2 protein-coding genes and 1 pseudogene are annotated in these 2,001 nt (G+C 67.6%); all 3 read right to left on the bottom strand.

The features are described from left to right. Positions 1-578: pseudogene (eno, locus tag VFH59_RS16375) on the bottom strand (phosphopyruvate hydratase); the annotation flags it as partial. A 68-nt stretch (positions 579-646) separates the two neighbouring features. Next, positions 647-1,480 (bottom strand): 3-deoxy-8-phosphooctulonate synthase, encoded by an 834-nt coding sequence (kdsA, locus tag VFH59_RS16370; protein ID WP_325165976.1) that lies wholly within the window; start codon positions 1,478-1,480, stop codon positions 647-649. Next, positions 1,477-2,001 (bottom strand): glutamine amidotransferase-related protein (locus VFH59_RS16365; RefSeq protein WP_414655908.1); only part of this gene is annotated, 525 nt, incomplete at its 5' end. The genes VFH59_RS16365 and kdsA, both read right to left, overlap by 4 nt.

The following is a 2,001-nucleotide window of genomic DNA, read 5'->3' as shown; positions in this document are numbered from 1 at the left end:
TGGAAGACTTCCGCGCCGGCGCGCAGCGCCTCGGCGAAGTTGGGCACGCCGACCGGCAGGATCATGAACTCCTGCACATCGACATTGTTGTCCGCATGCGCGCCGCCGTTGACGATGTTCATCATCGGCACCGGCAGGCTGCCCGGCTGGCCGCCACTCTTGTTGAAGCTGGCGAGGTACCTCCACAGCGGCTCGCCGCGCGAGGCGGCCACCGCGTGCGCGGCGGCCATCGACACGCCCAGCAGCGCGTTGGCGCCGAGCTTGCCCTTGTTCGGCGTGCCATCGAGCCCGATCAGCTTGTCGTCCAGGCCCTTCTGGTCGGCCGCGTCGAAACCCTTCAGCGCCTCGGCAATCGCGCCGTTGACGTTGGCGACCGCGCGGGTCACGCCCTTGCCGCCGTAGCGGGCCGGGTCGCCGTCGCGCAGCTCGACCGCTTCGCGCGAGCCGGTCGAGGCGCCGCTGGGTACCGCCGCGCGGCCGAACGCGCCACCGGCCAGGGTGACCTCGGCCTCGAGCGTGGGGTTGCCGCGCGAGTCGAGGATTTCACGGGCGTGGATGCGGGTGATCGTGGTGGTCATGGAAGCAATCCGTCTGTCGAAGGTGGCGTCAATGTCGTTGTGTGCAGCGCCGCGCGGGCAGGCTGGCGCTAGAGAGTCTGCTCGAGGAAACCGTGACGCTTGGTGATGGTGTCCAGCTCGAGCAGGGTTTCCAGCAGCGCCTCCATCTTGCCCAGCGGCCACGCGTTGGGACCGTCGGACAGCGCCTTGCTCGGGTCCGGGTGGGTCTCGGCGAACAGCCCGGCGATACCGACCGCGACCGCGGCGCGCGCGAGCACCGGCACGAATTCGCGCTGGCCGCCGGAGCTCGCGCCCTGTCCGCCCGGCAACTGCACCGAATGGGTGGCGTCGAACACCACCGGACAGCCGGTCTCGCGCATCACGCTCAAGGAGCGCATGTCCGACACCAGGTTGTTGTAGCCGAAGCTGGCGCCGCGCTCGCACACCATGATGTTGTCGTTACCGACATCCCTGGCCTTGGCCACCACGTGCTTCATGTCCCACGGCGCGAGGAACTGGCCCTTCTTGATGTTCACCGGCTTGCCGGCGCGCGCCACGTTCTGGATGAAGTCGGTCTGGCGGCACAGGAACGCCGGCGTCTGCAGGACATCGACCACCGCCGCGACTTCATTCATCGGCGTGTACTCGTGCACGTCGGTCAGCAGCGGCACGCCGAGCTGGCGCTTGACCTCGGACAACACCCGCAGGCCTTCCTCCAGGCCCGGGCCACGGAAGCTCTGGCCGGACGAGCGATTCGCCTTGTCGAAACTGGACTTGAAGATGAAATGGATGCCCAGCCGGCCGGTGATTTCCTTGAGCGTGCCGGCGGTGTCCACCTGCAATTGCTCGGACTCGACCACGCACGGACCGGCGATCAGGAACAGCGGTTGATCCAGCCCGACCTCGAACCCGCAGAGTTTCATGCGGTCTGCTCCTGCGCCATCAGCTCGCCCTCGCGCATCGCCTTGTACTGGCGCGCCGCCTCGACCAGGCCGATGAACAGCGGATGCCCGTCGCGCGGGGTCGAAGTGAACTCCGGATGCGCCTGGCAAGCGAGGAACCACGGATGCATCTGCTGCGGCAATTCGACGATTTCCACCAGCAGGTCGTCCATCGATTTGCCCGAGACGACCAGGCCCAGGTCTTCGAAATCCTGGCGGTAGCGGTTGTTGAATTCGTAGCGGTGGCGATGTCGCTCGCGCACGACCTCTTGGCCGTACATCTGGCGCGCGAGCGTGCCGGTCTTCAGGCGCGCCTCCTGCGAGCCCAGGCGCATGGTGCCGCCCAGGTCCGAATACTCGCTGCGCTGCTCCACCTCGCCCGCCGCGGTGGTCCATTCGGTGATCAGCGCGATCACCGGGTTGGTGGTGTTGCGGTCGTTCTCGCTCGAGTCGGCGTCCTTCAGGCCCGCCACGTTGCGGGCGAAATCCACCACCGCCGCGTG

Origin of the sequence: Frateuria sp. (genome assembly GCF_035695185.1) — a bacterium.
GTDB lineage: Bacteria > Pseudomonadota > Gammaproteobacteria > Xanthomonadales > Rhodanobacteraceae > Frateuria_A.
Note: the sequence above shows the minus strand (reverse complement) of the source record. Positions and strands in the feature narration are given on the sequence as shown.

What these genes read in the sequence shown, in the direction of transcription:
- kdsA (WP_325165976.1), bottom strand. Translation starts at nt 1,480, where the DNA reads ATGAAACTCTGCGGGTTCGAGGTCGGGCTGGATCAACCGCTGTTCCTG.